Consider the following 26,848-nt stretch of genomic DNA (forward strand, 5'->3'; position numbering starts at 1 on the left):
CGCTAAAAACTTTTTATTCACAGCTAAGTCTTATCATATTCCATGATAATTTAGGTAAAACAATATTTAATGAACTATCTTTTATTTCAGGCACAGTTACATTTCTTGGCTTAACATTATCTGGATTGTCAAAAGTGTTTTTAGCATTTAGGTCTGGTCCATCTAAAACCACATGTTCAATTACTTTCAATGCTCCAAAAGATCTAAGTTCAGCTGACAACTCTACATCATCAGTTTGATCACAATTAAGCGCAAATATTGTAACTGTATTATCTTCTTTGTTATAAGTAGCGGTAGATTGCACTATTGGAACCTCACCATGAAGATTAGTTTTAAAAGTTGGTGCCTCTATTAAAACATTTAGTACTTCGCCTCTTCCATAAGTAGAAACCTGTTGGAAAGGATAGAAGGTACTTTGTTTTATAACTGGTCCACCTTTCTTTGTAAATATAGGCGCTATTACATTAACTAATTGTGCAAGACATGCTATCTTAACTCTGTCTGCATGTTTTAGTAATGAACACATAAGGCCTCCAAATACAAGAGCATCCAATAAAGAATATATGTCCTCTAATATTGGTGGAGCAATCTCCCAATCTGTCAATTTAATCTGCTTTTGATACCAAACATTCCACTCATCAAAAGATAAATACATTGTCTTGTTACTTCTTTTTTTAGCTTTCACATAATCTGCAGTACTTACTATTGTCTTTATGAATTTCTCCATATCAGCAAAAGATCCTAAGAAATCTTCTGTATTACCAAAGTTTTCATAATATCTATGACAAGAGATATAATCTACTTGATCATAAAGATATTCAAGTACGGTTCTGTCCCACTCAGGGAAAGTTGGCATCTCGGCACTAGAACTGCCACAGGCAACTAACTCAATTGTAGGATCAACCCATCTCATTATCTTTGCAGCTTCTAAAGCTTTTTTACCATAGTCATCAGCATCTAGATGTCCTATTTGCCAAGGACCATCCATCTCATTTCCTAAACACCAAAGTTTAAAATTATGAGGTTCTTCATGTCCATTTCTTTTTCTAAGTTCACTTAAGTCAGTACCACCTGGATGATTACAGTACTCTACAAAATATCCAGCATCTTGAGGAGTGCCAGTTCCTAAGTTTACAGCAACCATTGGCTCTATATCAGCTTTCTTCGCCCAATCCACAAACTCATCTATACCGACTTCATTTGTCTCAGTGGTTCTCCAAGCATAATCTAGTCTTCTTGGTCTGTCCTCTTTAGGCCCTATTCCATCTCTCCAATTATATCCAGATACGAAGTTACCGCCTGGATATCTAACCATAGGAACCTTAAGTTCCTTAATTAGCTCCATGACGTCTTGTCTAAAGCCTTGATCATCCGCTAGCGGATGATCTGGCTCATATATTCCTGTATAAACTGCTCTACCAAGGTGCTCAATAAAAGATGCAAACATACGTGGATCTACTTCAGAAATCTTATAGTTTCTATCTACAAAGTATTTTACTTGCTTCATAACTATTTCTCCCTTTAGCTTGACTATTTTTTAGATTACCTTTAGCCCTTAACTCCACTGATAGCAACAGATTCTATAATCCACTTTTGGAATATAATGAATACTATTATTATTGGAAGCATTGCAACTACAGAAGCAGCCATTATCAACGGATAATCTGTTTGTATTGCATAAGTAGCATTAAATGATGCTATAACTGTTTGAATAGTCATTTTTTCTGGTGTACTTATATATATTGCTGGTGCTAAGAAGTCATTCCATATTCCCATGAACCATAGTATTATCTGAGCAGATAACGCTGGACCTGTTAGAGGGAATATAATCTTGTAGTATATTTTAAAGAAGGAACATCCATCTATTTTTGCTGCATCAATAATGTCATTCGGAATACCTTGAATATACTGTCTTAAGAAGAATATCATCGTTACATTTCCGAATAATCCTGGAACTATAAGTGGTAATAATGAGTCTACCCATCCTATCTTTGAGAAGAAAACGAATTGAGGAATCATTACAACTGGGAATGGTATCATCATAGTACCAAGTAAAGCTAAGAATATTTTATTCTTATGTGGGAATGTAAGCTTCGCAAAGCTGAAGGCAGCTAAGCTTGATGTAAAAGTACCTACTACAGTAACAGTTACTCCAACCTTTAAACTGTTTATAAAACCGCTTAGTAATGGACCTTTTTCCCATATTTCAGAGTACTTTCCCCAAACGAAAGGCTTAGGTATCCATACAGGTGGCAATTGGAATACTTGAAGTTTCTCTTTTACAGAAGTAGAAACCATCCAAAGTAATGGTACTATCATCACTAATGATCCTGCTAACAATATAAGAAATATAATTATATTAGCTATCTGATTTCTTCTTTTCATTCCTGACATTTGAAATTTTGGTTTCTTTTTTATTGTTTCAGTATTTAGCACTTATATCACCTCTTTCTTGTTAGCTTTCAAAGAATGTATCGTTGTTTCTGAATTGAATTAGTGTAATTATAAATATGAATATTGCTAGAAGCCATGCAACTGCACAGGCATATCCCATTTGGTAATTTTTAAAGGCCTTGTCCCATAAATAGTAAACTATTGTAGCTGCACTATAGTTAGGACCACCATTATCAGTCATTATGTTTGGTTCAACGAACATTTGTGAACCACCTATAATTCCTGTTATAACCATATAGAATGTAACTGGCTTTAAAAGTGGAATTGTGATATATCTAAATATGTTAAAAGAAGTTGCTCCATCTAACTGAGCTGCTTCGTAATAGTCTTTTGAAATACTTTGTATACCAGCTAGGTATAAAAGCATGGATCCTCCAAGACCCTTCCATATAGCCATACCCATAATAGCTGGCTTAACAGTAGCTTCATTGAATAACCAGTTTGGTCCTTTTATATGGAACCAACCTTCTAATAATTGATTTAATAGACCGTAGTCTCCGTTATATACCCATCTCCATAGTATTGATACAGCTGCTACAGAAGATATAACTGGTACATAATAAATAACTCTAAAAGCTTTTATTCCGAATATTTTTCTATTCATCATTAGTGCTAATGCTAATGCTAAAATAAGTCCGATAGGAATACCAATCATCATAAATATTGTGTTGTAAAGGGATCTCCAAAAGTTTATATCATGGAACATGTCTTTAAAGTTTTGAAGACCTACAAAATGTATGTCACCTATTGAGCTCCAATCAGTGAAGCCTGCATAAAGCGAAAACATCAATGGACCAAATGCAAAAATGAAAAAACCAAGAACTGGTGCAAGAACAAATAATAGACCTGCTTTACGCTCTTTAGCATAATAGTCTGATTTTTTAGCCATGATTTCACCACCTATATTATATTAATTACTGCTTTTATTTATAGTATGTTTTATTTATTTAATACCTATTGCAGAAGAAAGCTTCTCTCTTCTGCAATAGCATTAATGGTTAATCTTATTATTTTTTCTTTTCTTTCTTTTCTCTTTCAATAGCCTTATCTAAAAGCTCTTGCATCTTAGGTTGAACTTCCTTACAGTAATCAGCAGCAGTCTTCTTTCCATCAAGAACTGGTTGAATTCCTTCGAAGAACTTGTTGATCCACTCTGCATTGTAAGTGTATTCAGCTGGCATTGATCTACCAGTGTTTTCTATTATATCTAAGAATTGTTGCTTGTTTTCTGGTTGAATACTAGTATTATTTAAGTATTCATTCTTAGCCATTGACATTAAGTTAGGTACTTGAATTTGCATATCTGAAACCATCTTGTTAGCGTCTTTATCTGTTGATAAGAATGTTGCTAAGTTAACAGCTTCTTGTGGGTGTTTTGTATTAGCACCAACTGCAAAACCAACTGATCCCATCCAAGTTGCTGACTTACCAGTAGCTGGACTTGCTGGATATGGTATTATGTCATATTTGAAAGGTAGATCCTTAAATGCTGCTATATCCCATGGAGCTACAGCGAAGAATGCTAATTGTCCTTTTATCCATCTTTGGTAAGTATCAAGTGTTTGTCCTTCTTGAGCTGAAGGAGTTATTTTATATTTTAAAGTTTGATCTGCAAAGAATTGTAATGCTTCTGCAACCTTTGGATTATCAACAGTTACTTTTGTCTTTGATTCATCTAAGAAGTCTCCTCCATTACTCCATACAAAGCTTTGAAGTGTCCAGTTAACATTTAAACCAGTTCCCCATTGATCCATTTTTCCATCACCGTTTGTATCTTTAGTAAGCTTCTTACAAACGTCAATCCATTCATCCCATGTATATGGCTTGTTCTTATCTGGAAGTGGAATACCAGCCTTTATGAACATATCCTTATTATAACCGAAACCGAAAGGTCCGATATCTTTAGGTAATGCGTATTGATCACCTTGTCCAATCTTTTCACCATCATATTTGTATTTTGCAAGAGCTTTAGGCCAAACATCAGATAAGTCTAATATTTTAGCTTCTTCAGCTTTCTTAAGATAAGGTGTCATATTTAATATATTTCCTGAGTTAACCCAAGCTTTAACATCTCCTGGATTCATGTATAATACATCAGGTAATTTCTTTGAAGCCATAGATGCTTGTATCTTTTGTCCGTATTGGTCAGCTGTTGTTGATACAATCTTAACCTTTACATTTGGATACTTAGCTTCGAATTTCTTAATTACTTGGTCAAAAACCTTAGTTTCTTGTGGTTGTCCATAACACATCCAAGTTAGTTCGATCTTACCATCCTTAGATTCCTCTTTTTTGTTTCCGCAACCTACAAATACTGATGCTGCCATTACTGCTGTAATAACGATTGACATTATTTTTTTTGATCTTTTTAACATACATTCTCCCCCTTGATAGTTTTAAATGTAGACTTTAATGATTAGTAAAAGTTTTTGTTTAGGCCTATACTTTCATGAGTTTAAAGCTTATCTCAACTCATTCTTCATTTGTTTTAATATTATATGAAATAATATTAAGCTAATTGTTAGTTAGGATCTTCAACATAAATCCTTATGTATCAGATATTCAGGAAGTTTTAAGCTTTTATTTTCATCAAATATAGTGTATACTTTACTAGTAAACATTTTCATTTGTTTTAAAAAAAATATTTACTATACTATATCGTTTTCTTTCGTCTTCCTTAATTATATTATAACTGATTTAAGAATTAAGTCAATGCTTTTATTTAAAATTTATTAAAATATTTTAGTGTTTGTTAAAATAGTTTTATCAATACCTCAAAATGTACTGTATTTGTACCTTTAAGCCTGTTATTGTTTTAACTCAATCTAAATTTAACAACAAAATATGACAACATCTTATTTCCTAATTCTTAGCCGGATTTATGTTAAATTTATAAATATCTATTCATAAGATACTAATTATAGCACCTCATGAATAGGCATTATTTTAAATTATACTAAAAACAAGTTGATTTTATATTTTAAATTTCAAAGAGTTTATTGAGTATTTGCTAAGTTCTAAAGAAAACCTTGTACTATTAATACCAAAACTCTCTTCTAATATAGCTATATTTTCAGGATTATCTAAACTATTAACATCATCTAATGATGTTCCTTTCACAGTTTGTATAGATCCTATGGTATTTAACACTTCAATGTCCTTCAATTCAATATTAACAAACTTTGAACTACCAGATGTATTAACCAATTTGATTATTAGATTTCCTTCTTCATCTTTTGACGTAGAAGAAAATACTTCTCCAAATCGTCCTTCTAAATCTTTATCATTAAACTTTTTCAGTAAGGATTTTATATACAAGCTGCCTAAATTAGTACTAAATAATTTCTGCACATAATAATTAGGTGTTCCATATACCTTGTCTCCATCAAACCAAATCATATCAGGAGCCCACTGAAAATCATCAGTTTTTGCAAAAAGTGGTGCATAGGAAGCCATAGCTACCACATCTGAATTTCTTTCTAGTCCAGTTAGAAAAACAGCTTCAGAGAGAGCAGACTTTAACGTATTGCTTCTAGCAGCATATTCTCCTACAAATATCTTTGCTCCATTTCTATCAAAACTATCATATCTATTTCTATTAGCTATAAACCATTCTGGCGACATATAATAGTGCTCATCCACTATGTCATCCGTACAACTTTCTTTTATCCATTCCCAAGCCTCATCATAGTACTCACCTGAAGCAAAAGGACCAGATGAAGTTATAAGCTGTATCTCTGGATGGGTTGCTTTCAAAACATTTTTAAATCTAGTATATCTTTCAAAATATTCAGGTCCCCATTGTTCATTACCTATTGCCAGATATCTTAGATTGAACGGTTCTGGGTGTCCAGCTTCTACTCTTTTTCTACCCCATATACTAAACTCTGGTCCATTGGCGTACTCTATAAGATCTAAGGCATCTTGAATATAGCTTTCTAAATCATCCACTGGGATTGTAAGGTTAGTTCTAATCTGACAAACCATTCCTACATTAACCACCGGAACCGGAACAGCTCCAATATCTTCAGCTAACTGAAAATATTCATAAAAGCCTAATCCGTAAGACTGGTGATATCCCCATAGATTTGTATTAGTTTTTCTCTCTTCAATTTTTCCAATAGTATCCTTCCAGTTATACATATTGTCATAGCTATTTCCTTCAACTATACATCCGCCAGGAAATCTTAAAAACTTAGGCTTATAGTCAGCCAAGATCTTCACCAAATCTTTTCTCAGACCATTTTTTCTACCCATCCAAGTTTCTTGAGGAAGCAGTGAAATCATATCAAGATTCAATACTCCTTTTCCTTTGGCAGAGATAATTAACTTTCCTTTTTTAGTTGAAGCTTTAGCCGCTACTTCATACTGATATTTCCCCCACTCTTTACCATCTAACTTTACTGCTACAACCTCAGTTATTTTATTCTCATTTTCATCTTCTAAATAAACTGAAACTTCTCCAATAAAATCTGAAGAATATGACCATAAAGATAAATCATATAATGAATTTTCTTTTAACGTTATACCTCTATATCCATTGTTCAATATCTCTATTTTTTGTCCGTTTTCTATAAATTCAATCCTTAAGTAGTTTCTATTTTTTTCGTTTAGAGGCACACTATTATCTACGCATACCTTTACCTTGGATTCTCCACATAAACTTCTTACTTTCCATCCATGTAGCTGATCCTTATATTCAAAAGAATTATTTTCGATTAGTTCGGCATATAATCCACCATCAGCACTATGATTTATATCTTCATAAAAGGCCCCTATAAGCATAGGACTAATTGGGAACAACTCTTCTTTTACAGCAACCTCCAATTTGTAGTTAGTAATTTTTTCAGGCAATACTGTAATTTCAAAATCAACAGTTTCTCTAACTTCACCTTTTATAAGTTCTGCTGTAAGAATAGCCTTTCTAATTTCTTCCTTAGGTCTATTAATCTTCCCATCATTAGACACTAAGGTATGATCACTTGATCGCCAACTTATATCTACATCTAGATAAGTAGTTCTAGGCAATTCTATATCACTTACTATTTCGTTACAGCTATCTATGGCTAAGGACTTTTTAACTAAAGCTACAGATCCCTTATCTGTAATAGTCTTTAACATTAAATTCTTTACTTGCCAATCACTAAGACTCTTTTCATATATTAGAAAATCATCTATATCACCATTTAGGTTAGGATCGACCGAAAACTTTGATTTACCTATGTAGTTTTCCTTGCCTTCACTTAGAAATCCAATTCTATTTGTTAGTCCTGATCTAACAGAAACAACTTTGCCATTTTCATAATAAGTCATAGTGTCGCCTTTTACAGTCACAGCAACGTGAATCCACTTTTCATCTGGCTCTAGGTCACTACCTAAAGTTTCTTCAGAATAATCATCGATGAGTATTCTGGTCTTTCTATTTTTACTCAAAAAGAAATAATTTTTCTCATCTATACCAAAATCGAAAACTCTCTGCCATTCCGGTAAAGCTCCATTAAAAGTATGAAATCTTACCCAGCATGCTACAGTGATTTCTTCTATGCCTTTCAGTACATCATCTGGCAACTTAACATAACCAGAACCTTTTAGTCTTAGGAAGCTATCGTTATCTTCTTCAGCTATAATCTCTCCTTCAAGACAAAGTATACCGTCATTGTTTCTTCCTGAGGCATCTATGATTTTATTTTCAACCTCTATGGTACTAAAATCATAATATGCAACCAATCCATCATATAAGTCAAAAGACTTACTTTCACAATTGCTACCCATAGCTTCCCCCCAGTTACTATTTGTTCATATATCCGCAAGAATTTGTACGGACATCTACAATAATAATATTACATCTTTATTGATATAAGTCAATAATTCTCAATAAAATATTTTAGAAAAATACTTATTTATACGTTTTCATTATAATAACATTTAAAATATATACTATTTTATGTTAATTTTATATACACTAATATAGTATAGATTAAAATTAAAGAAGAGAAAAAATATATAAAAACAATTCTAAATCGCTATAACTTATACGTACTTTTCTTTTCATAATCCTTTTAATCTAAAATTTTACTAAATAACAAAAAAAATATATACTATAAATATGATAATAAAATTAAACTTAATTGATTTAATTACTATAAATAGTTATAACTCTAAGGAGATTTATTAAATGATAAGAGAAATGAAACACGAAGATATAGATATACTAATGGATATCTGGCTAAAATCCACGACTGAAGCTCATAGCTTCATATCCGAAAGTTACTGGGCGGAAAATTACAGTTTAATAAAAGAACATTATTTACCTACTTCCAAAACCTATATCTTTGAAGACGCTCACTTGATAAAAGGTTTTATAAGCATACTTAACGACAATTATATCGGAGCATTATTTATAGATACAAAGTTTCAAAGTAACGGAATAGGCTCCAAACTAATTAGTCATCTGCAAAAGCAATATGACCAATTGAGTTTATCTGTTTACAAGAAGAATATTAAAGCCCTTAACTTCTATAAAAGAATGGACTTCTATATCGAAAAAGAAAATTTTGATACTGCAACAAATGAATTTGAATATTTCATGCTTTGGAATTCCTTTAAATAAATATAAAATGAAAGAAGATAATATTAATGCAAATTGATGATGATTGGTTTACCTTAGAAAAAATAGACGACACCACCTTTGCTATAAGCGAGAATGGTCATTGGGAAAAAGTTCACTCTTTTCTTCTATTAGGCCATAAATTCGCAGTTCTCATAGATACAGGATTAGGTATTGATAACATTAGAAGAATAACTGATAAACTCACTAACCTACCTATAAAGGTTTTAACAACTCACGTTCACTGGGATCACATAGGTAACCATGACAAATTCGAAGAAATTTATGTTCATTCTGCAGATTCTGATTGGCTAATCAATGGAATCAAAGGGATTTCTATAGAGCAGATAAGAAAGGATATAATACGAGATACCACAAAGGCTATACCATGTAATTTCAATGCTAACCACTATATTCCCTATACTGGAAAACCTAAAGGACTTTTAGAAGACGGAGATATTATAGATTTAGGAAAAAGAACTCTAAGAATTTATCACACGCCAGGCCACTCTCCTGGACATATATGCATACATGATATGTTAAAAGGATATTTGTTTACAGGAGATCTTCTCTATAGTGATGATACCCCTGTATATGCATTCTACCCTAGCACTGACCCAGAAAAACTAGTAAGTTCTCTAGAAAGATTGCTAACAATCCCTAATGTAACAAAGGTATTTGGAAGTCATAATAAGCTATCATTGTCTAATAATATACTTAAAGAAGTGTCCATAGCTATTAAGGAATTAAAATCCAAAAGCTTAGTAAAATTCGGTACAGGCGTTCACCAGTTTAATGGCTTTAAGATCCAATTTTAAAAACACTAACTAGCATATCATAAAAGACATTCTCAAACTTTGAAATCATTAGGTGTATCTAACAAAATATTTTTTTCATTTTATTTGCAAATTCATCTAAAATATAATTTCCTACGAAAAAAGCAAGCTTTACCAATATGCTTTTGTGACGGCTTTTGATTTCACAGAGGTCTAAATAATAAAAAAGCTCACTTAAGTGAGCTTTTTGCGTCTACCTCTCAGAGTAAATATAAAAAAAATCAGCAGGCGACATAACTTTTTCTTTTTTTAATTATTTACGCTAAAATCGCAACTGGGTTTAGGGCTTATTACATACAAACTTACTCCGATTGAAATCTTAATTAAAGCATCAATAATACCTATAATATAAAAAGTCTCATTATTTAAATATATTCCTATACACCCGTTCACTACTAGTAATACAGCCAATAGATACATAAGCTTACCATGGATAAGTGCAAATGGTACAAAATGAACGCCTACAATTATTAATATTAGTAGCCAGGTTAGTCGAACATCACCTTTACTGCCCACTGTCATACCAACAGCGACAGCCATAATCATCAAGAAGATCAATGCAAAATTAGATGCTTTTTTTTGAAGCGCTGTAGGCTCTCCTACAGAATATTTTTTTCTAACTTTACTATTAAACATTATTCCAACATTACTAATAAAATAGCCAATTACAAATATAAAAACACTAGGACTTTTTGAAGTTCCGAAGAAACTAGCTAAAGCCATTGTTATTCCAGCTCCCAATAGAAATAGTCCACAAACCTTTTGCCTAGGGTAAGGATATTTGATTTCAATATTAGCACCTTTGTTTAATTGCATAATTATCACATCCATTTCTAAATAATTTCCCTTATTATAACTGAAAAGCAAAGCTTCACAGAAAAATAATATTAATTATAACATAAATGTAATATTATGGACAATAAAATATCTTTTTTTACTTGCTACATACACATCTTAACCAATTCTTTTCTTCTACCAAATCTATGTCTATGTTATTAAATCCAACTTCAGATAATATTGTTTTCAGTTCTTCAGAACTTAGTATATTCATATCTCCTATTGCTGCAAATTCATTGTTTCTGTCTCTAAAAGCTTCACTATCATACATTTCATTTATAATAGCAAAAGTTCCTCCTGTTTTTAACACTCTTCTAACTTCACTAAAATTAGCTTTTACATCAGGCCAAAAATATATTGTTTCAACAGCAGTAATTAAATCAAACTTTTCAGCGTCAAAGGGTATATTTTCTACGGTGCCTTGGAATATTTCAACTTTATTTTCTTTTATCAAGTTTATGTTGAGATCTATAGACCATTTTACACAATCATCAGAATAATCCATACCATATACTTTTCCCTGATTCGCTCTTTCAGCCATTCGACTTACTGTTTTTCCACCACCACAGCCTATATCAAGCACTATGAAATTATTCTCAATATTTATGTTTTCAAGTCCCCAACTTGTAAGGTTAAAATGACTTTCGTTCATATCTTCTACAATAATCTTTCCTAGATCACCAGTAGGCTTTCGACATTGATTTAATCTTTTTGCAATTTCACTCATATTTAGCACTCCTTAATTGCTTTTAAAAGCATAGATTTTCACAAAGTTACTTTAACTCATATTTTTATAATTATGTAAGTATAACCAACAAAGATGTACTACTTCGATCTAAAAATCATTTTCAAGTCAACCTGTGCATCTATAATAATATTACAACATATATGATAATAATTTTCAATAAATATGTAACTTCTTAACTTTTATTATACATTTTAATCTTCCAACTATAATTATCATTAACTTTATCTAAAATATGATTTCCTATAGATCAAAAAATTAAAACCCCTAAAGATAAAATCTTTAGGGGTAAATATCCACTAATTAAGCTAAAGTGATATTTTCAGCTTGAGGTCCCTTAGGTCCTTGAGCTACTTCGTAGTTAACTTTTTGTCCTTCTTCAAGACTCTTGTAACCATCTTTTTGGATTTGTGAGAAATGAGCGAAAACGTCTTTTCCATCTTCTCCTGTTATAAATCCGTATCCTTTTTCTGCGTTAAACCATTTAACTGTACCAGTCATTCTGTGTACCTCCGAAATTTTATTTTTTTCTTAAACTTCTGTAATAATTCACAATAAAATTTCGTTGTCCTCATACATAATAAGCACTAATTGAAATATATTTGTGTTACATTATTTACGTTTCATTTAAGTTACAATATTATAATAACACTTTTATATATATAAAGCAACTACTTATTTTTAATAATTATAATAATCTTAAACTTTTTACTATAAATCAATTAATATATAAATAGCATTTAATTAAAAATTGCTTTGTAATAGATGCACTACGTCTTGCAAAACCGCCTTACCCCATTACCCTGTAATAAATATATCTACTCTGTCACAGGAAACCAACCAGGAGTATTCATTATACTTTGCCATAAAGCTTCTGGAATATTCAAGGCTTCCTTATCCTTCTTGCTTAATGTAGTAAGAATTTGTTTTGGTTTATCAGTCTTTATTTTTTCAGACCATTCAGGGTCCATGATTAGTTCCCTTCCTAAAGCAATAAACTCCACTCCACTTTCTACAGCTTTTAAAGCATCATCTGGTGTATGAATAGATCCTACTCCGATTAGAGGAACCCTCCCCTTCACGGCTTCTTTTATCTTTAATATTACCGGATCAGTGTTTGAAGCATCTCTTATTGAGCCCTGCCAGAAGTTATTTAAAGATACATGCAAGTAACTTAATTCTTGCTTAGAAAGCACATCTACAAGTTTCAATGTGTCTTCTAAGGTTATTCCCGGATTTTCAATTTCTTCTGGAGAAAAACGATAACCAACTATAAAATCACTTTGCCCTTCGGCTTTAACTACTCTCTTTACTTCAGCGATGACAGCCAAAGGAAAATTCATTCTCTTTTCAATAGTTCCTCCCCAATTGTCATTTCTCCTATTTGAATGTGGAGAAAAGAATTGTTGAATTAAGTAAGTGTTAGCACCATGTATTTCTACTCCATCAAACCCAGCCATTATAGCTCTTCTTGTGACGTCTCCAAAAGCCTTAATAGTATAATCTATCTCTATATCTGTCATTTCTCTTGGAGTTATTGCTCCTGGTCTTTCCGGTGCTACTGCACTTGCACTAATTGTTTCATTGTTAGGAATCTCATTTGGCAAAGCCATTCTTCCTGCATGAAAGATTTGCAGTATAGCCAGTGCTCCCTCTGACTTTATGGTCTCAGCTAATCTTTTTAAGCTAGGCATGAAGTCATCAGAATAAGCTGCAAACTCTCCAGGAAATCCTTTTCCAGACTCTGTAACATAAGTTGTAGCAGTAATAACCATTGAAACATTTTTAGCTCTTCTTTTATAATAAGCTAGTTCCTCTTCAGTTACGTTACCATTTTTGTCACTAGCAAAGTTAGTCATAGGCGCCATTACTAACGGGCTTTTAACCTTTTTTCCACCACAAAGCTCTCTTGCTTCAAATAATTTTTCATATTTTGAACTCAATTATATCTCACCCTTTCTTAATATAAATATCATTAGTCAAAAACACTTTGGTATAATTTTACTTCAACAGCAATTTAATTGCAACATTTTATCATTTAGTAGTAGTTATTAATTAGTTGTTTTTCATAGCACCTACTCTCATAAGAGGCGTAAGTATTTTCAATATATCCACCCCACTGTTATTACTGCAGATCTTATCAATTATTCCATCTAAGAACTTATTATCCAAGTTTTTTATTGCAACATCTAACTTCTCGTTATCCAAGCTCTCCAAATATCTTCTTAAGACTAAAGAGTGGTTGTAAGTCTCATAGAAAGGTTTGACTAATTCTTCATAAACTCCTACCTTACAAATATCATAAGCTGCATAGGTTCCTGTAATAATAGAGGCAAACTGTCCAAATCCAAGTCCTGGAAGAAGCGCTCCAAAGCAATTTCCTACAAAATATGTATCATCGATTTTAGGTTTACCGCTTACACCCATCATATATCTTGTTATTTCAAAAGCTTCATTAATCTTCAAGCTCTGATTAAGAGTACTTTGTACGACGTTGCAAAATTCCTCCCACATATGTCCTAAGTCTAATTTAATATTATTAGGATAGTCAGGATACGCTATTACTAGATTAGCTTCCTTATCCGAATAAGGTATAAGCCAACCATAGCCTTTGGGAATTAAATCATAATCAAACCAAACATAGGCCGTATCTGTATGAAAACTTCCTTTAGCAATAGCACCTTTTATAGTGCAGGTCAAATCACTCCTAAAATTTCCAAGCCTCGAGGCGTATTCTCCATCACCTGTTGCCAATATAACCTTCTCAAAGTTTTTACATATATAAGCATAATCTTCTGTGGAATTAAACAATATTTTTGAGGTCAGTTGCTTTTCTAATTGCTTTTCATAAGACTTTTCTATTCGTCCACGAATATTAGAATACCCAATTCCGCCTTCTATGCTACCTCTTTCATTTTTCGAAAATATAATAAGCTTATTTATTATATCAATTGGCTCTAGTTTAATTCCAACTTCTTTTTTTATAGACTCTATACAGTCTTTTGATGGCCTATTAAGTATGCTAAACATAGCCTCTGTATTAAAAAACTTATATCCAACATAATCTTCCTTTTCAAATATTGTGGGCTGAACACCATACCTTTCTAGGGTTAAAGCAGCTGATAAGCCTGATAAACCTGCACCTATTATCGCAACCTCCATACAAATCACCTCTTAATATATATTTTGCTTCTTGTTATCTTTTATACAAAAGCTTTATATATACACCTTGTCTATTTGTGCCTATTATAGTAACATGATGGTAATATTACTTACATAGGAGGTGTTTTATGGAACTTATATTTTCTTTATGTATATTTTTTGCCGGCTTATTATTCGGGAAACTCATTCTAAATCAGAACAAAGATAATTACGACCTAAATCTTATTTCATTAGCATTATTTTTCTTTGTTTTAGGATACAAAACAATTATATTTAGTACACAAAACTTTAAGCTTTCCTTAGCTTACGTTTTACCACCATTTATTTTAGGAGCTCTAGCTAGGAGAATATTGAACAAGAAATATTTCAAAAAAAGTTACTGAAGCAATTTTCTTCAGTAACTTTTTTTGCATTCACCTTCTAAAATGGATTTCTAAAAAATCTAAAAAAGTAATTGGTTATATATATAACATTTCAATATCATAATATTATATTTATTTACGAACACATGTTATAATACTACCATTAAAGGAAACATCAACCATACTGTTTTAACCTTCTAACAAGCTATTCACTAAGGGAGATTTATCAAAATGGATGAAAGAAAAAACTTATGGAACTTAAATCAAAAAAAATTAAAAGAAATATTATCTAAGCCAACAGATATCCATTCAGCTTTGCAATTATGCATGGAGCAACATGCAATGGTTCACACTTCACAAGTATCCAATATTAATTCAAAAACTTTTGAAGAAGATCTTTGGCATGGTTTAGATGAAGATATGTTCAAGTATGCAACTAATGAAAAAGGTAGAACCATAGCATACGGATTATGGCATTGTACAAGAATAGAAGATATAACCATGAATATTCTAGTGTCACAATCTTCTCAAGTTATATCCGAAAATAACTTTCTTTCAAGAATCAATTCTTCAATCCTCAATACTGGGAACCAACTAAGCGCTGAGGAGATTTTGTGCTTTAGTAAAGAAATAAATATGAAAGAATTACGTAACTATAGAATTGCTGTAGGTAGAAGAAGTTGCGAGATAATATCTACCCTAACCACTAGCGATTTAAAAAGAAGTTTCACAAAACCCACTATTAACAGAATAATAGAGGAAAAAGCTGTTGCCGACGTGCCGTCTGCTAACTGGCTAATAGATTTTTGGGGAAGAAAAAATGTTGCAGGCATCCTTCTGATGCCTGCAACCAGACATAACTTAGTACACATAAATGAGTGTTTAAGCGCTAAGAGCAGATACTTAAAAATTAAAAAGAGGTAGTAAAGCCTTACTAGAATTCAAATATAAATAAAAAAGCTTTATAGTATCAACTAACAGATTCCTTAAAACTCATAAGGAACATCATATTCAAGATACTTCATAAGTTCTTTGGCTGCTGCTGTGAGCGGAACATTCTTAAGATATGCTGCGCTCATACTCCTTTTAGGTATTTCCTCAATCAAATTCACTTTATATAAGTTACTCTTTTTCAAGGCATCTTCAGCAAAATTTTCTATAACCGCAGCAACCCCAAAATCATATTTTGCAAAGTGGATGAGCAAATCTATATTAGGAAACTCAAAGTCTGGAGCCTTCTCAATTTTATGCCTTTCAAAGTACCTATCAATATACATCCTTGTATTACTTGTCTTTTCCAGTAGCAGCATAGGGTACTTAACTAGTTCACTTATGTGTTTTTTAGAACCAGAAAGATATTTAAACTTCTGACCTACTATAAAACAATCCTGAATATCCATTATATGCTTGAATTGAAGAGCGTCATCTTTTACAGGCATATTTACCAGCCCAAAATCGATCTCTCCCTCCTTTAAAAGTCTTACAATTTCAGGAGTATTAGGACAAGTAACTATAACTTTTATACCAGGATAATAGGTTTTAAATAGTTTCAGGTAAGGAACAAGATAATACTTACACAATGTGTCACTAGCAGCTATTCTTACTTCTCCTACTTCAAGCCCCTTAAACTCAGCGATTCTTTTTTCACCAGAGGAGATTAGATTAAATGCTTTTTCTATATGTTCAAATAAAACCACACCTTCTTGAGTAAGCTGAACCCCTTTTGAGGTTCTAAAAAACAATTGACAGCCCAAATCGTCTTCCAGCTGTTTTATAGCTCTGCTTACTGCAGGCTGCGAGACAAACAAATGCTCCGAAGCCTTAGAAATATTACCAAACTTAGCTACATAATAAAATGATCTATACAATTCTAAATTCACAGCTATAACTTCTCCTTATATCTGATATACAAGATATGCATTTCACTTATACCATTAACCTTATTATAATTAAGTTGTAAGGAAGATACAACATTTAAATCTGAGGAGGTTATCAATATGAAAACAAAAATAGGTATCAACGGATTTGGTAGAATAGGTCGTCTTGCTTTTAGAGCAGCACTTGATAATGAAGAGGTACAAGTACTTGGGATCAATGAACCATTTATGGATTTACCATATATGATATATCTACTTCGTTATGATTCAGTTCATGGAAAATTTGAAGGAGCTTTAGACTATGATGAAGCCACAAATTCCTTAATAGTAAATGATCATAAAATAAAAATCTTCTGTGAAAAAGATCCTGCTAATATTGATTGGAAATCTTCAGGAGCTGAGTATATTTTAGAATGCACCGGACAATTTACCGATTTTGAGAAAGCTTCAGCACATTTTAATGGAGGCGCTAAAAAAGTAATTATCTCTGGACCTTCAAAGGATGCTCCAATGTTTGTAATGGGAGTAAACAATACAAAATACTCAAAGGATTTAAACGTAATTTCAAACGCTTCTTGCACTACAAACTGTCTAGCACCTTTAGCGAAAATAATCAATGACAACTTTGGTATTGAGGAGGCTTTAATGAGTACAATACACTCAACTACAGCCACCCAAAAGACTGTAGACGGACCTTCAAAAAAAGATTGGAGAGGTGGAAGGGCTTCTGCAGTGAATATAATTCCATCCTCTACAGGTGCAGCTAAGGCAGTAGGTAAAGTGATACCTGAGCTTAACGGAAGAATTACTGGTATGTCTTTTAGAGTTCCAACTATAGATTCCTCTGTAGTTGATCTTACCCTTAAGCTTAAAACTCCTGCTAATTATGATGAAATAAAAAAAGTTGTTAAAAAGGCCTCAGAAGAGGACTATAAAGGAATCGTTGGGTATACCGAAGATGCAGTAGTATCTACAGATTTCATTAATGATAAAAGAACTTGTATCTTTGATGCCAGTGCAGGTATACAGTTGAATCCTACCTTTGTAAAGCTAGTGGCTTGGTATGACAATGAGTGGGGATACTCAAATAAACTTATTGATTTAACTGTTTATATTTCAAAGATTGATAAACAATAATTTAGTTTTATATTTTCTAAACAAAAATTTAAAAGCTTCTCTGCTAGATTCTTAGCTGAGAAGCTTTTTATAGTTCAAAATTTAAGATTATGATAACCAATTTATAACACTGAGGCTTTAACTACTTTTACTTTAGATGCTATATAACCTTTCAACAAATTAAAGCAAACTATCTTTTAAGTCTATAATCTATCTTTCATTCCTTTTGCAGTATGTAATCCACATAAGCTTGTTTAATTTTTTTACCTTCATATATTCTTTCTAGTATTCTACTCTCTTTAAAAAGGATATTTAGCCCTTTAAAATATTTCTCACCTTCTTCTAGTTTTAAGTAACTATGTATTACCCTAGAGCCTCTTTCTAGCTGAATGTATTCACCTTCACCTATCTCTTCGCCCTCTCCATAGCCCTCATCAAATATAGAAAGAAAATTCACAAGACATAGCCCATTTGATTTTAAAACTCTCTTGATCTCTTTCACAGCCACCATAATATCATCTTTCTTCATATGGAATATTGTATTATATGAATAAACAAAACCAATTGACTCATCATCAAATGGTAGTTTTCTTATATCTCCTTTCAAAATATTTAATTTGAGGTTATGCTTACCTTCAAAACTAGCAGCCTTTTCAAGCTGAGTATCATCAATTTCTATACCTTGAGTTTTATATCCTTCCTTTGCAAAAACTGCTAATGGTGGACATTCTCCTCCTGCTCCACAATCAAGGATGCTTTTTTCTAACCCACTCTCATTACAATACTGCAAAAATCTATAAAGTTGAGGTTGTTTAAATATTATATCCATAAAAAATCCTCCTTAAGAAATCATAATCATGCTACCCTATCAAAACTTATTACCTAAGTAGTTTTTAAGGATTGCTATTATCTTTTACTTAGGTATTTTCATTAACTCTTAAAGTCCTCTGCTCTTTTCTTCCAATAAGTTTGAATATTTCCCACTATATCTTTAAAGTGATCTTCTGGTTTCTTTTCACTCCAGGCTTCAAATCTACTAAAAGTACATCCACCGGCAGAAACAGAAGGTTTATCAGCTTTATCATAGGGTCCAGATACACCAGCCATCCATCCGCACTCACTCCAACTCTCGCTGGTGTCGCATTTAAATCGAAATAGATAATATTCCTCTTCTCCAGTATCAAAGATCTCCATAAGTTCTATTTTGTCTGGTACTCCCCCAAGCTCTGTAGGATAAACAAGCCAGTTAACCATATCAGCTTCAGCAAAATATTCTTGTTTTTTATATTGTTCAGGGTATAAATCCTCTCTACCTAAACTTTGAAGATTTCCGTAAAAAAAGTTTCTTATCTCACTACAAGAAGCAATCTTTAAAGCTTCATCTTTTTCCATTTCCTCTCCTAGCCTTAATAGGCTTATATAAGCAAACATCTTCAACTTATCATCTTTACAGCACATAAGCTTCTTTAGCTCAAAAATCACATTTTCATCATCTATGTATCCAGCCAAATCAAAATATATCCCAGCATTTGAACGCAAGTTACAGTATTCTTCGTCTTCCCATAAGCTTACGTCACTTTCAATCTTATAATCTAGCACTTTATCTACATAAGTTCTAATATCTTCAATAATTTGCTTTTTATATTCAACTATATAACCTTCATCTATCTTACCAGAACTAAAGAACCCTAATAAAACCAAATATATATCCGGAGTTATATTTTTATTATCTGTATACTTTAATAAATTAGGAAATAAAACTTCTCCCCTTCTAGGATTATTATATAAGCTACCTATTGGTAAGCTAGAAAGTTTATCACAATCTTTGTCTAATAACTTTAAATATGCCTTTAAAGCTTCTTCATTATCATACGTAGCAAAAAAATCCATAGTGGTAAGTTTAGCTTTTGGTTCTAAGCTATCGTAAACTTCTAAAAGCTTTGATATATATTCAAAATGCGGCTTTCTAAAACATATGTTAAGTAGCTCTGACTCTACTGTCTGCCACTGATATTTTGCTGGTCTATATTTCTTAGTTGCCGCTAATATAACTTTTACACCTTCATTTACTGAAAGATTAATCTTTGATAAAACCTCAAGAGCTTCCTCTCTTTCATCATCAAAATCACTTGCTACTTTACTCAAAAGCAAGTCCACTTCATTTTTTTTACTAAAAAAGTCCCAAATCTTCATATTCTTCTCCTTAATTCTAAAGTCTGTGATATACCATATAAAAAACAAGCTAAATTTTTAAAATTTATTACTGATAATAGCGTAAAAAAACTTCATATTAAATCTTATACTATAAATATTATACCTATAAGTGACCATTTGGCAAACAACATCCAATAGTGCTATAATAATTGTATTAAAGTAAATATATTACATTTCATTAGAGGTTAATTATGGATTCTAAAACTATAAATAGACTAAGGGATAATTTTTCTTCAAGAAATATACAAACAGAATTCTTTAAATCTTTAGCTGAAGTAAAGGATTATATATTAAATTCTATACCTCCCAATTGTGCTGTTGGTATAGGTCATTCAGTTACACTTCAAGCTATGGATATAACTAATGCATTAGTATCTAGAGGCAATATTGTTTTTGACAAAGAACTTGCCTCTACGAAAGAAGAATGTAATGATATAAAAAGGAAAGCACTTCTTACAGATTTCTATATAAGTGGATCCAATGCCATATCAGAAGATGGAAGAATCGTTAATGTAGACCATAGTGGAAACAGAGTGGCTGCACTAACCTTCGGTCCTGAGAAAGTTTTTATTGTTGTTGGCACAAATAAAATAGCAGCAAATCTAGATGAAGCAATTAAGCGAGTAAAAAATATAGCTTGCCCTCTTAACGCCAAAAGAGCCGGTTTTAATCCTCCTTGCGTTACCTTAAATAAATGTGTAGATTGTTTATCTAAGGAAAGAGTTTGCAATACACTTTCAATAATCGAAGGACAAAGTAATCCTAGCAGAATAAAGCTGCTAATAATAGATGATAACTTTGGTTTTTAAATATTTTTGTTATTATGAGGAGTTTATATGAAGATATTATTGAGAGATCCAAACTCAAAGGATGCTATGGAATTAATAGAAGAGCTCTCTATGGTTTTAACATCAATAACTGGAGCCAGCGGAAAAAGTTCTTTTAATTCAAGCGATGTAATGGTACCTAGAGCATTATTTGTAGTAGCTTATGATGATAGTAGTAATCCTTTGGGTTGCGGAGCAATAAGGCCTATAACTAATAGCATAGCTGAAGTAAAAAGAATGTATTCTAGAAAAAACAGTAAAGGAGTAGGAACAGCTATCTTGAAATATTTAGAGACTGAAGCTGCTGCCTTAGGCTATAAAAAGCTATATGTTGAAACAAGAGTTATAAATAAAAATGCTGTTGACTTTTATATAAGAAAAGGCTACATAACAAGACCTAATTACGGAAAATATATAGACAACAAAGATGCTATATGCTTTGAAAAATCCATCAAATAGAAAAACTTCTACCAATAAATAAGCTTTTTTCACTATGCTTTGTGGGACTTCATATACAATAAAATACACCTTATGCTATGGTTTATAATAACTCCATACTATAAAGTGTATTTTTAAATCTAAGGTCTAAGATATATGATAAGCTGTACATTTAATTAAAATCAAATAAGTTATTTGTTATTAGTTTAAACAAATCTCCTTATTCTGGATTCTTCTGACCAAATCTTTCACCTTATTTTCAATTGCTATAGCTGTTTTTATAAATTCTTCATCACTCTTTCCTGTTGGATCATCTAATCCCCAATCTTCTTCATGCTTTGAAGGTAAAAATGGACATACTACGTTGCATCCCATCTTAATAACTATGTCTACTTCAGGAATATCTGTAAGAAGCTTAGACTTTTGACTTTCATTCATATCTATATTGTACAAATCCTTTATTATCCTAACAGCATCTTGGTTAATTTGAGGTCTTAATTCAGTGCCTGCTGAATATGAATCAAAGCTATCTGATGCAAAAAGCTTTCCTAAAGCTTCAGCCATTTGAGATCTACAAGAATTATGTACACATATAAAAGCTACCTTTGGTTTCATTACTTTTCCTCCGTTTATAAATAACTTAATTTCTTATTTTCATTCATATTTATCATGATACTTTATATAAGATTCCATTGCAATAATAGCTTTTAGGCATATAAAAATGCACCATTTCATATCGAAACATATATTTTCAAATCCTACTCCAAAAATATAGAAAATCTCTGAAAATATTATTAGGCTGAAGTGGTGCAGCTCTTTATATTAATTCCAAATCAATTGCGCTTTTTTAACCTTCTATATACCATCCATAAACTTAAGATCATTATATATTTTCTTTCCAATAGTAGCAATAGCGCCAAGTGCAATAAAAATAAGTCCTTCCGACATTCTAAATACAAATAAACATAATATAGCAATTACAATCATTAAAATCATAACAATTTTATTCCAAATAAAAAGCTTTAGTTTATATTTACCTGGTATAATCTCATTAAGCTTTCTTGAAATCATATATTTTTTATTTAATATAACATATAAAACCCAGCTTACTATTCCAGATAACATAAATACTAACATGGAATCTAATGCAGTCTTCATAAATTAACTCCTTTTTAAAGTACACTTTATCGTTTCTCAAAAAAAGTCATATCTGATCCACTTTCATCTACAAGGCAGTACCTAGGATCATTAAATCTAAAATCTTTAAAATACTCTGGAGCTTCCTTCTTATAAGAGCCTCCATTTCCTTGATTATCCATATCGTAATTAACTAAGTATAATTTTTCTCCGTCATAAATTAAGTCTTCAATAGCTTGTAGCTGCTGGCCTATGAATTCTGTATACCTTACTTTACACTGCTTTTTGCTTTTATACATTTCTAAGAATTGTTTTAATTTATCTTGATTTAAAGCTTTATCCTCATCCTTAATAAAAACTAAATCATTATTTTTCTTAGCATCTTGTATTGTATATGGTGCTTTAATATCAGATAAGGTTGCTGGAGCACCAGATGAATCTTTAACTACAGGCTTAGTAATATTATTACTTAAGTTTTCTACATTCACAAATTCCTTTAATCCATACTTAGCTATATCACTATCTTTTATTTCATTGCCATTTACTATAGAGTAATTACTTATAACCCCATCTAAAGGATGCAATACCTCCCTTAAAGCATTATCCTTCAAATCATAATAGTATAAGGTTGTAGTATTATATAGAAGGTTATTGCCATCAGCCTTGCTTTCTTTATTTGTAGCTATAAAGTAAACACCCTTGCCATCACTAGAGCATCTGGCTCCATCTACCAATTTATAATCCTGATATTTAACAGATAATTGTTCTTCATTATTCTCTTTAATATCCAGAACTCTAATAGATGTTGCTCTACTATCTGTATTTGTCACAGATAGTAAAACCTTATTTAAATCATTGCTCAATCCAACTGAGGTTATTATTTTATCACTGTGATAACTATATACAACCTTAGAAGTTTTCTCATCAATGATTTTCACGGTATATGGTACCTTAACACCGTCAGTTTTCAAAGCATCATTTTTCTGTTTCAAAGAATACTTTGCTTCTACAATATTACCTTTATTAACATCAAAACTTTCTAATGAGTCATCGTCATCATCATAATCAAAAGTTTTACAAGTCTTATTTTCAATGCTATATACTACCAACCCATGATTACTCTTTCCATTCTTTTCAGCCTTCATATATATATTATTATTTGCTGCTTCTATATAATCAATGGAGTTTAACTGAATATTTAGATTTGCTTCTTCTTCTTTATTTGTAGTAAGATCAAGTATTTTTAGCTTACTTAGGCCATCCCCTTCTTTACTTGTGTAGTATAACTTGGAATTATATAATACTGATGTATTACTACTAGTCTTGTCCATATACTTTACTGAATATTGTTTCTTTAAATTATTATTTGTATAAAGATAATTAACTTTATTTTTAGTAGAAATTGTAGTAATAGTAAGATTATCTATATTGCTTATATTCTTACTTTCATCATTTGAATTTATCCCTGTGTCATCACTTTTTTTAGCCTCTTCACCCTGCTTGTTCGAAACTACTGTGTTTTTATTTGCCACATCCTTTATAGGTTTCTTCTGTAAAACCATATATATTCCTGAACCCAATACTACAACTAATGCTACTAACAATATCACTTTTCTTTTTTTCAACATCTATCCCCCCATGGCCTTTTATTCAATTTAATACATATTATACCACATGAAAAATAGACATAATATTACAATTAAGCTACATATTTTCACTTTTTCTTTTATCCAGCATCTTATATACACACTGCCATATTATTACTAGAATAATATTTCCAAGAATAAGTACCAAAAGGAATGGTATAACCTTAAGATTTAAATAATTTAGTCCAGCCTCACACCATACAACAAACCAGCAAAGGTATATTATTTTTGCAACTACCTTTAGGATATTTTTTTTCTTCTCAATATTCAAGCTCTCATCTCCTTACACCACTTCCATTATGACAATACTGCTTCATTTAAAGAATTATACTGCATATTATTTTTTTCAATGCTTGATAATCACGCAACTCCATTCCATATATATACACCTATACCGAAATTATACTCTCATCTGACTATAGAAAACAATGTCTTTTATTATTATTTATGGATGTATCCTAAGCTCTATCTAAAATATAATTTAGCTACCCCAGTTCACTAGCTATCTACTCCAGCATTATAACCAGAAATATAAATTATTCATTACATATTTTGCCTAATCATTACCATTATGTTATAATATTTGTATTATTATTGAAAATCAGTTATATATAGAGGAGTTCTGTTATGAAAAAGAAAATATTAGCATCAGTAATCACCATACTACTTTCCTTTAGTTTCACTGGTTGTACATTTGGGCAAAATGATAAAGAAAAATCAAATTTAAGCTTAACACAAAAGCAGAAATTAGATGATTTTGAATATATGTACAACATACTTAAAGATAACTATCCATATTTTGAAGTTGATAAAAGATTACATAATATTGATTGGTTAAGTAAGAAGGCCCAATATGTAGAAATGATAAAAGCTACAAAAAGCGATTCTGATTTTTGCTCAACTTTGCAAGATATACTGAAGGAGCTAAATAATGGGCATACTCATATTTTTTCTAGAGACTTCTATAATGAAGCCAAGAAAATTTTTGAAGAAGAACCAAAACACTTCAGTTCATGGGTTGAGGAAATCAATAAACCTGTAGCTGTAAAAAGATATACTTCCTTAAGTAAAAGTAGTGATAGTCAGAATTCCAATAACAGTAATTCAGTAAATCTTATTACTCCAAATAATGTTTACATTAGGAAATTTGAAGATAAAAAAGCTGCTTACCTTAGTATAAAATCTTTTTCTATGTTTAATACTGAAACAGATATGAAACTAATAAAACCTTTTATTAAAGAAATCAGCAGCTACAAAGCATTGATAATAGATATAAGGGACAATGGTGGTGGAGACAGTCGTTACTGGTCAGATAATATTGTTCCAATGCTTATAGACAAACCTCTAACTTATAATAGCTATATTTTACTTAGAGGTGGAACTTTTATTGAACCATTTTTAAAATGTGCGGCTGATTTAGACTATAATAAGTGTTATCCAATCAGTAAATTGAAAGGTGAAGGTTTAAAAAATACACCTACAGAAACCTACGATAAATTTAAATACTATATCAAATCTTCTTATACCATCTCACCTAAAGATTATGCTGGTTTTAAAGGAAAAATTTATTTATTAACAGACGAAAATGTTTTTTCATCGTCAGAAGCCTTAGCAGTTTTTTGTAAAAGTACAGGCTTTGCAACAATTGTTGGAGAAACTACTGGCGGAGATGGAGTTGGTGATGATCCTGTAGTTTGTACGCTACCAAACAGTGGTTATGTTTTCGGCTTTACTATGGAAATGGGATTAAATCCAGATGGCTCTTCTAACTTCGAAAAGAAAACTGAACCTGATATCAAAGTCCCTGCTGCTAAAGCAAAATATATAGATATAGATGAAACTATAAAGACGGTATTAAATCTTGTGCAATAAACTTATATAAATATATAGTAATTATGCAACTTTCGGATTAAAGTGATTTATCTTTATTCATAACGTAGTTTGAACTTATTTACAGCAGTACAACTATTACTCCTATTAACTAGAAAAAACTCAGAATCATGTTAATATATCATGATTCTGAGCTTTCTATAATTCTAACTCCATAATTTCATTGTTAATATCAAAACCTTGTGTATTATAAAAATCTACAGCTCTCTCACTTGGCCATAGAAACAGCAGTTCAATTTTATTATCAACACTCCACTGCTTAACCTTGGCTAGTAGTTCACTACCTATGCCTTTTCCCCTATACTGTTCCTTAGTATGAACATTAGTAACATAACCTATCTCTGCAAATAACTTTTGAGGCTTAGGAACCTTACGTATTCTTCTTACATAAATGTTAGCTATTATCTCTTTACCTTCTTCTGCAATCCAATATGCCCATTCGTTATTTACCAATCCATTAGTTAGGAAAATAGAACATTCATCAATAAATTCTTTCTTAGAGATACATGATAAATCACATTCTTCCTCTTCATGGAGCCATCTTAATTCTGCAAGACTAGAAATATCTCTCTCATCTGCCAACCTAAATACCATATAATAACCTCACTCATATATAATTCTAACAACATTTCTTTTAACCACTAACATGTAGTCTAAATTAATCTTTATAGAGTTTTTGACTTAGCCATTAATTTATACA

General features: G+C 31.5%; 26 protein-coding genes. 8 read left to right on the forward strand and 18 right to left on the reverse strand.

Annotation, left to right across the window (positions count from 1 at the left end; translation table 11 throughout):
- Positions 1 to 13: 13 nt before the first annotated feature.
- The 5 genes from GXK57_RS04040 to GXK57_RS04060 form a co-directional block, all read right to left on the reverse strand.
- Positions 14 to 1,507 carry an alpha-N-arabinofuranosidase gene (locus tag GXK57_RS04040; protein ID WP_160671828.1) on the reverse strand — a complete coding sequence of 498 codons (1,494 nt, stop codon included), beginning with the start codon at positions 1,505 to 1,507 and terminating at the stop codon, positions 14 to 16.
- A gap of 41 nt (positions 1,508 to 1,548) precedes the next feature.
- The gene (locus GXK57_RS04045) at positions 1,549 to 2,436 is read right to left on the reverse strand and encodes a carbohydrate ABC transporter permease (RefSeq protein ID WP_243156363.1); all 888 of its coding nucleotides are present in this window, start codon (positions 2,434 to 2,436) and stop codon (positions 1,549 to 1,551) included.
- Between the two features lie 19 nt (positions 2,437 to 2,455).
- Positions 2,456 to 3,343: a sugar ABC transporter permease gene (locus GXK57_RS04050; protein ID WP_160671831.1), complete on the reverse strand. Its 888-nt coding sequence runs from the start codon at positions 3,341 to 3,343 to the stop codon at positions 2,456 to 2,458.
- Between the two features lie 118 nt (positions 3,344 to 3,461).
- The gene (locus tag GXK57_RS04055; protein ID WP_160671833.1) at positions 3,462 to 4,829 is read right to left on the reverse strand and encodes a sugar ABC transporter substrate-binding protein; all 1,368 of its coding nucleotides are present in this window, start codon (positions 4,827 to 4,829) and stop codon (positions 3,462 to 3,464) included.
- A 598-nt stretch (positions 4,830 to 5,427) separates the two neighbouring features.
- Complete coding sequence (locus GXK57_RS04060; RefSeq protein WP_160671836.1) at positions 5,428 to 8,226, reverse strand: alpha-L-arabinofuranosidase C-terminal domain-containing protein; 2,799 nt, start codon at positions 8,224 to 8,226, stop codon at positions 5,428 to 5,430.
- 403 nt (positions 8,227 to 8,629) lie between these two features.
- Here GXK57_RS04060 and GXK57_RS04065 point away from each other — a divergent pair, with 403 nt between their 5' ends.
- Both GXK57_RS04065 and GXK57_RS04070 read left to right on the forward strand, forming a co-directional pair.
- Positions 8,630 to 9,064 (forward strand): N-acetyltransferase, encoded by a 435-nt coding sequence (locus tag GXK57_RS04065; protein WP_160671839.1) that lies wholly within the window; start codon positions 8,630 to 8,632, stop codon positions 9,062 to 9,064.
- A gap of 26 nt (positions 9,065 to 9,090) precedes the next feature.
- A complete protein-coding gene (locus GXK57_RS04070) occupies positions 9,091 to 9,879 on the forward strand; it encodes an MBL fold metallo-hydrolase (RefSeq protein ID WP_160671842.1) in 789 nt (262 codons plus the stop codon).
- A gap of 267 nt (positions 9,880 to 10,146) precedes the next feature.
- On the opposite strand, the gene GXK57_RS04075 is transcribed toward GXK57_RS04070, so the two are convergent.
- The 5 genes from GXK57_RS04075 to GXK57_RS04095 form a co-directional block, all read right to left on the reverse strand.
- Positions 10,147 to 10,713, reverse strand: a complete 567-nt coding sequence (locus GXK57_RS04075; protein WP_160671845.1) for a DUF6609 family protein — start codon at positions 10,711 to 10,713, stop codon at positions 10,147 to 10,149.
- A gap of 118 nt (positions 10,714 to 10,831) precedes the next feature.
- Positions 10,832 to 11,461, reverse strand: coding sequence for a class I SAM-dependent methyltransferase (locus tag GXK57_RS04080; protein ID WP_160671848.1), 630 nt, complete (start codon positions 11,459 to 11,461; stop codon positions 10,832 to 10,834).
- A 321-nt stretch (positions 11,462 to 11,782) separates the two neighbouring features.
- Entirely contained in the window at positions 11,783 to 11,980 is a 198-nt protein-coding gene (locus GXK57_RS04085) for a cold-shock protein (RefSeq protein WP_128214079.1), read from the reverse strand.
- Between the two features lie 317 nt (positions 11,981 to 12,297).
- The gene (locus tag GXK57_RS04090; protein ID WP_160671851.1) at positions 12,298 to 13,422 is read right to left on the reverse strand and encodes an NADH-dependent flavin oxidoreductase; all 1,125 of its coding nucleotides are present in this window, start codon (positions 13,420 to 13,422) and stop codon (positions 12,298 to 12,300) included.
- A gap of 112 nt (positions 13,423 to 13,534) precedes the next feature.
- On the reverse strand, positions 13,535 to 14,641 hold the full coding sequence (locus GXK57_RS04095; protein ID WP_160671854.1) for an NAD(P)/FAD-dependent oxidoreductase: 1,107 nt from the start codon (positions 14,639 to 14,641) through the stop codon (positions 13,535 to 13,537).
- Positions 14,642 to 14,769: 128 nt separating this feature from the next.
- Between GXK57_RS04095 and GXK57_RS04100 the strand changes: the two genes are divergently transcribed.
- Together GXK57_RS04100 and GXK57_RS04105 are read left to right on the forward strand one after the other, a co-directional pair.
- Positions 14,770 to 15,024: a hypothetical protein gene (locus GXK57_RS04100; protein WP_160671857.1), complete on the forward strand. Its 255-nt coding sequence runs from the start codon at positions 14,770 to 14,772 to the stop codon at positions 15,022 to 15,024.
- A gap of 210 nt (positions 15,025 to 15,234) precedes the next feature.
- Positions 15,235 to 15,927, forward strand: a complete 693-nt coding sequence (locus tag GXK57_RS04105) for a DinB family protein (RefSeq protein WP_160671860.1) — start codon at positions 15,235 to 15,237, stop codon at positions 15,925 to 15,927.
- Between the two features lie 62 nt (positions 15,928 to 15,989).
- Here GXK57_RS04105 and GXK57_RS04110 read toward each other — a convergent pair whose 3' ends face one another.
- On the reverse strand, positions 15,990 to 16,883 hold the full coding sequence (locus tag GXK57_RS04110) for a LysR family transcriptional regulator (protein ID WP_160671863.1): 894 nt from the start codon (positions 16,881 to 16,883) through the stop codon (positions 15,990 to 15,992).
- Positions 16,884 to 17,000: 117 nt separating this feature from the next.
- Between GXK57_RS04110 and gap the strand changes: the two genes are divergently transcribed.
- Positions 17,001 to 18,017, forward strand: coding sequence for a type I glyceraldehyde-3-phosphate dehydrogenase (gene gap / locus GXK57_RS04115; RefSeq protein ID WP_160671866.1), 1,017 nt, complete (start codon positions 17,001 to 17,003; stop codon positions 18,015 to 18,017).
- A 196-nt stretch (positions 18,018 to 18,213) separates the two neighbouring features.
- Here gap and GXK57_RS04120 read toward each other — a convergent pair whose 3' ends face one another.
- Together GXK57_RS04120 and GXK57_RS04125 are read right to left on the reverse strand one after the other, a co-directional pair.
- The gene (locus tag GXK57_RS04120; RefSeq protein WP_160671869.1) at positions 18,214 to 18,825 is read right to left on the reverse strand and encodes a class I SAM-dependent methyltransferase; all 612 of its coding nucleotides are present in this window, start codon (positions 18,823 to 18,825) and stop codon (positions 18,214 to 18,216) included.
- A gap of 101 nt (positions 18,826 to 18,926) precedes the next feature.
- Entirely contained in the window at positions 18,927 to 20,189 is a 1,263-nt protein-coding gene (locus GXK57_RS04125; protein ID WP_160671872.1) for a hypothetical protein, read from the reverse strand.
- A gap of 212 nt (positions 20,190 to 20,401) precedes the next feature.
- Between GXK57_RS04125 and GXK57_RS04130 the strand changes: the two genes are divergently transcribed.
- On the forward strand, positions 20,402 to 21,019 hold the full coding sequence (locus tag GXK57_RS04130; protein WP_160671875.1) for a lactate utilization protein: 618 nt from the start codon (positions 20,402 to 20,404) through the stop codon (positions 21,017 to 21,019).
- A gap of 27 nt (positions 21,020 to 21,046) precedes the next feature.
- On the forward strand, positions 21,047 to 21,496 hold the full coding sequence (locus tag GXK57_RS04135) for a GNAT family N-acetyltransferase (protein WP_160671878.1): 450 nt from the start codon (positions 21,047 to 21,049) through the stop codon (positions 21,494 to 21,496).
- Between the two features lie 180 nt (positions 21,497 to 21,676).
- On the opposite strand, the gene GXK57_RS04140 is transcribed toward GXK57_RS04135, so the two are convergent.
- The 4 genes from GXK57_RS04140 to GXK57_RS04155 all read right to left on the reverse strand — a co-directional run bounded on the left by GXK57_RS04140 (position 21,677) and on the right by GXK57_RS04155 (position 24,529).
- The gene (locus tag GXK57_RS04140) at positions 21,677 to 22,090 is read right to left on the reverse strand and encodes an arsenate reductase ArsC (protein ID WP_160671881.1); all 414 of its coding nucleotides are present in this window, start codon (positions 22,088 to 22,090) and stop codon (positions 21,677 to 21,679) included.
- A gap of 240 nt (positions 22,091 to 22,330) precedes the next feature.
- On the reverse strand, positions 22,331 to 22,633 hold the full coding sequence (locus tag GXK57_RS04145; protein WP_160671884.1) for a hypothetical protein: 303 nt from the start codon (positions 22,631 to 22,633) through the stop codon (positions 22,331 to 22,333).
- Positions 22,634 to 22,659: 26 nt separating this feature from the next.
- A complete protein-coding gene (locus GXK57_RS04150; RefSeq protein ID WP_160671887.1) occupies positions 22,660 to 24,240 on the reverse strand; it encodes a hypothetical protein in 1,581 nt (526 codons plus the stop codon).
- A 76-nt stretch (positions 24,241 to 24,316) separates the two neighbouring features.
- Positions 24,317 to 24,529: a hypothetical protein gene (locus GXK57_RS04155; RefSeq protein WP_160671890.1), complete on the reverse strand. Its 213-nt coding sequence runs from the start codon at positions 24,527 to 24,529 to the stop codon at positions 24,317 to 24,319.
- Positions 24,530 to 24,885: 356 nt separating this feature from the next.
- Between GXK57_RS04155 and GXK57_RS04160 the strand changes: the two genes are divergently transcribed.
- Positions 24,886 to 26,130, forward strand: coding sequence for a S41 family peptidase (locus tag GXK57_RS04160; RefSeq protein ID WP_160671893.1), 1,245 nt, complete (start codon positions 24,886 to 24,888; stop codon positions 26,128 to 26,130).
- Positions 26,131 to 26,286: 156 nt separating this feature from the next.
- On the opposite strand, the gene GXK57_RS04165 is transcribed toward GXK57_RS04160, so the two are convergent.
- Positions 26,287 to 26,742, reverse strand: a complete 456-nt coding sequence (locus GXK57_RS04165; protein WP_160671896.1) for a GNAT family N-acetyltransferase — start codon at positions 26,740 to 26,742, stop codon at positions 26,287 to 26,289.
- Positions 26,743 to 26,848 lie beyond the last annotated feature (106 nt).

The sequence above is a fragment of the Clostridium sp. C8-1-8 genome (assembly GCF_009928445.1).
Classification (GTDB): Bacteria; Bacillota; Clostridia; order Clostridiales; family Clostridiaceae; genus Clostridium_AR.